This is a genomic window from Pseudomonas sp. SST3 (genome assembly GCF_003325755.1).
Genome location: NZ_QORI02000117.1, coordinates 1 through 4,468, shown reverse-complemented (window position 1 = coordinate 4,468; position 4,468 = coordinate 1). Strand labels below are relative to the sequence as shown.

5 protein-coding genes and 1 pseudogene are annotated in these 4,468 nt (G+C 47.2%); all 6 read right to left on the bottom strand.

Annotated features, from left to right (window positions below; translation table 11 throughout):
- Positions 1 to 125 precede the first annotated feature (125 nt).
- Positions 126 to 308 carry a hypothetical protein gene (locus tag DQ405_RS24695; RefSeq protein ID WP_168426382.1) on the bottom strand — a complete coding sequence of 61 codons (183 nt, stop codon included), beginning with the start codon at positions 306 to 308 and terminating at the stop codon, positions 126 to 128.
- Between the two features lie 15 nt (positions 309 to 323).
- Positions 324 to 965 (bottom strand): toxin C-terminal domain-containing protein, encoded by a 642-nt coding sequence (locus DQ405_RS27850; protein WP_241730204.1) that lies wholly within the window; start codon positions 963 to 965, stop codon positions 324 to 326.
- Between the two features lie 396 nt (positions 966 to 1,361).
- Positions 1,362 to 2,100: pseudogene (locus DQ405_RS27845) on the bottom strand (hemagglutinin repeat-containing protein); the annotation flags it as partial.
- Positions 2,101 to 2,584: 484 nt separating this feature from the next.
- Complete coding sequence (locus tag DQ405_RS27840) at positions 2,585 to 2,923, bottom strand: hypothetical protein (protein WP_241730203.1); 339 nt, start codon at positions 2,921 to 2,923, stop codon at positions 2,585 to 2,587.
- Between the two features lie 159 nt (positions 2,924 to 3,082).
- Positions 3,083 to 3,334, bottom strand: a complete 252-nt coding sequence (locus DQ405_RS24680; protein ID WP_038452168.1) for a DUF7660 family protein — start codon at positions 3,332 to 3,334, stop codon at positions 3,083 to 3,085.
- 635 nt (positions 3,335 to 3,969) lie between these two features.
- On the bottom strand, positions 3,970 to 4,468 hold a 499-nt coding region (locus DQ405_RS27095), incomplete at its 5' end, for a hypothetical protein (protein ID WP_174824719.1).

The following is a 4,468-nucleotide window of genomic DNA, read 5'->3' as shown; positions in this document are numbered from 1 at the left end:
ATAATGCTGATATCGAATTCTTTGCATTTGACCTTGCCCGTAATTCGATTGGCCGCAGTGTCGGGTAGAGTCACCGTAGCCCCATCTATTCTGCTCTACGCCCCCCGGCACTACCATAGCCCGCGTTAAAAATCCGACTCGCAATTAAATAAAACACAGACACCATCTTCCTTCCCAACCAAGCTGATTGGCTTTTTACTTACGCCACCGTCAACTGAAATCTCAACCATAAGAGTTTGATCCTCAAATGAGCGTAATTCTTCAATTAATTCAGAAATGGTCTTCCCACGTGTAATCCAATCCGGCATCTCAGTTTTTTCATTTCAATCACCAATACGTTTCATATTCACGTCAAAAGTACCCAGTCTCGTATCTTTCGAGCCAAGCGCTTTAACCGATTTAGCTGCTTTCCATGCTCCTCCGTTATGTCCGTCAAGGTCCCTAGTGATATACAAATTCCCCTGTTTGAAAACAGCCTGCCCATCATGAACTGTTTCGTTGATTTTTTTATACCCCAACGCTTCTGCAGCCTGCTTGGCCTCCTTATTTGTCCTATAGACAGGTTCGGCAAGAGGACGAGGAGAATTTGCCTCGGAATCTTTACCGCCCTTACCTTTTCGAGCAGGCATCGCCCCAAATAAAATACTGGAAAGTAGCTCACCACCGCCAATCAGATATTTGTCGCTGTCATACGTCGGATTCAGCTCGGTCCCTTCGATGATTTGAGCGACTTTCTTTCCGACGAACGCATTCGCTTTGTCTATATTCTTCGAGATCGCCTGCCCCGCCTCGGTCCCCTCAACAGCCTTCATCGCAATGAATTGAGCAACCCCTTTCGGGCCTTGAGCCGCGGCCAACACATAGGCTATGGCTTCCACACTCTCAGGATGTTTGTTTTTATAAGCCTGTATTTCCCCGAGTTGAATCCGGAAATGCTTCCAAGGAACCCGTTTGAAGTTCTTCAATCCCTGTCGGGTTGACTTCCGACGTATCCAGTACCACTGCCTGAGGGTCGGGTTTATAGGTGCTCGACTCAACAAGCTTCTGCGCGTCGCTAAGCACCTGGGGTTCGATCCCATTTAACGACGCCATACTTCTCAGGACGCTGTCGATGAATTCGGGATCCCCCATTTTTGCCATTGCCGATCGAGGACTCATACCAGAGAGAATGAGGGCTTCAAGCGTGCTTTCTGCCAAGTCTTTGCCGGCCATGGCTTCTGCACGAGCATCCATCGGACGGCCCTGCATGACTTCCACTCGATTGACTAATGCATGCAATGCCCCGGCGGCCTTGTTGAAGTTGTCCAACGCCGTTTTATCGTAATTGAGTAGCCCATCAGACCATTGCTTCAGCGTTTCTCCAGGTTTGAGCACAGCATCAATGGACGAACTACTCGCATACAAATCCGTTCGTTTTTCATCATCCTTGGTGATCTCATAGGCCTTACCCACATCCCGGTTCAACCCGGCCGTAGAGTCACCTCCCGTCTCAGCATCCTTGCGCACAACGACTTCACCTGCCCCCACCGTGGCGCGGACAATCTGTTCACGTTCTTTCTCGTAGTTCCAACCCTCAACGCTCCAACCGGTCTTACCTTCCTTGCCTTTGCCCGCCTGGCTGCTGTCTTGTACGGTGTTGCCTTTGCTTTCACTGCTCCCGGCTTTATAGGTGCCGCCTACGTTCAGGTAGTACCCATGCTCTTTGTCTTGCCCGGCGATATCGCTGAAGCCGAGGGTGCCGGTGTCCAGTTTCAGGTTGCCGTTGTCAGCGGCGATGACGGCTCCGTCGATCTGGGTATGGTTCTCTGTTCTGATATCGACGGCATTTTTGCCGGTGATACGGGTTTGCTCTTCGACCCAGTCCGTTTTGCCTGTGGTCTTGCCAAAGCCGACCGAGCCGCTGACACCCGCACCCGGGCCGATGGTGGCCGTAACGCTGATATCAAACTCTTTGCCCTTGACCTTGCCCGTATCAGCGACCGACGAAACCTTGAGGTCGCCGCCCACACGCCCCACCACTTCATCGCCTCTCAGATTTGCTCCACCGATGGTGGTGTCTTTGCCACTGGCGAAACCCAGGCGGTCGCCGGCATAGAGAAAAAAGGGGACAGATTTATTTTCCAGAGACTCATTCCTTATATCTAAAAGGACTCGTCAAACCTATAAATAAATCTGTCCCCTTTTTTACATGAGATCTTGATCTTCAAATGACTGCAACTCCTCAATCAGTTGAGAAATGGTTTTTCCACGCACTGTCCAATCAGGAACTTTATTTTTGATCACTTTAAACACCTGCACACTTGATCTTCACATACAAAGCAAAATATTTTTCAGAATTTCATTGCCGAATCTCAAATACCCCTCAAACCTGAAAATCAGTCCGCTCACTTTTTGTTTTGCTTTTCTGGGCTGACTCAATTCGAGGCTTCAGTCACGAGGCTTACAGCTTAAAACGGAAAACTCACGAGACAGCACTTCAAACCCAGAACCTCCGTAATCTTTAAACCTAAAGTTTACGCCTTCAAGCTGGTCTGCCGAAACATTTTCCAACTCAATCTCGCTCAAGTAAAAATCGCCATTTACTTCAGGAAACTTTAAAATACCTCACACCCGCAAACTTAAGGCCAACGTCACATTCAAAACGATCAAGCTTATAAAGCATGGCAAGCATTATTTCATATGTCGAAACGCTCTCTCCCTCATACTCTTGCCGAACGCTAAAACTTAATACATAATTCAAATTATAGAAATTAAATTCTGGAATGATCGATAGCTTTTCAATTCCGTTCATATCACTTCCTATGGATTGCATATCCCCCTGACAATCCGGCTGTACACCAGGCCCAGCGCCTTTTACATTTTGATTTTTCAGTGAAAAAAATGGACAAAAAAAAGAGGACAGATTTATTTTCCGGAGACTCATTCGTTACATCTAAAAGAACTCGTCAACCCTAATAAATCTGTCCACTTTTTACTTCCCCAAGCCATGACTAAAGCGAGCAGTGAAGGGCGGAGATTTTGCAATAAACAGATATAACAACACCGGCGGGATCTGTTGTTGAGTAAAGCCCATGCAAAACAATTACTCATAAACTTTCGACGCACATAAAATCCTTGCAAAGGTGCTCCAGCTAGGGCTAATAACTTTATTGTCGCCCGAGTTTTTTGCATACATATCTATTGATCTAACGCAGGCTTCCATTGCCGCTAAAAACCTTTCTAAGTCCGGATTTTCCCAGTCATTTGGATTAAGCACCAACCCCTCTCTGAACTCACCAACAAAATCCGCAAGATCTTCTTTTGTCTGTATATCTCTAACTCGCTCAAAACTCATACCGTCCTCACTTATAAAATACCTCGAACACAGATAATCGAACCATTATTGGGGGTAGTCATTTTCCATCCTTCCTTAGCAACCTCTGCTGGCGTAGCCGGAACAACTTTGATTGGAACTCCCGCCTCAGACGCAGCAAGCAAAACGTCTGTTGTCCAAGCTATAAACCGCCCCGTCCTTCTCAAACGAAAAAGGGGAGAGATTTATTTTTCCAGAGACTCATTCGTTACATCTAAAAGGACTCGTCAAAACCTATAAAATAAATTTGCCCCCTTTTTTACCTTGAAGGTACTCATCATAAAGTCATTTGTGACATCTACTTTGGGAATGGGTGGCTCAATTCCCCCCAGTTCTTTTGTACCTACTCAGGAATGATTTGCAAACTCACTCCACAATGGTTTCAGCCCGAGACCTTCCATATAGGTCCCATAGTCGACAAAGGCCTTAACCCCAATGTCTTCGTATAAAAACCATGAGGCCTCGCACTCTTGACATACGAACAAGCAAGTGTCGTTAGCTATAATTCTAACCTTGACAACTTCTCCCTGCACACACCTTGGACACAGCATATAAAATTTCTCTAATTAACAGGATAGGCGGTAATAACCTTATTGGTCCCAGGACGAACAATAATTTTAATACTTGTTTTCTCCCGTAGTACCAATCGGTCGGCCCATTGGGACAACATATGCCCCCGGATCACCTGACACGGGACTACCTTTCTTGCGCCATGCCTCATCGACAGCGCCTAAAATTTCTTTTCTGTCCATACTAAATACGCTATGCGTTGTCTTGGCCGGATTCGGCTCCGCGTGCTCTAAAACATGCAAAACTCTGTTCCCTTGGACTGATCCTTGTCCATAGTCTAAACCTGCTGGAGTTGTCCAAGTCCGGGTGGCCTTGTCAAACGTTAGCTCTACTGCACCACCTGTCGCTTTTGCACCGCTCTCCTCACTGTACATGTTTCCCGGATCAAGTCGATGCTCCGGCGTCACATACTTACCATCGTCCTGTCGCCCATCCAGCTGCGTCCCACCGGTATGAACCGTCGGAGCAACCACACTGCCATCACCAAACCCGCCACTGCTCGGATGCACGGCAATGTCCGTGAGGATCGGATTGACCAGACTTCGA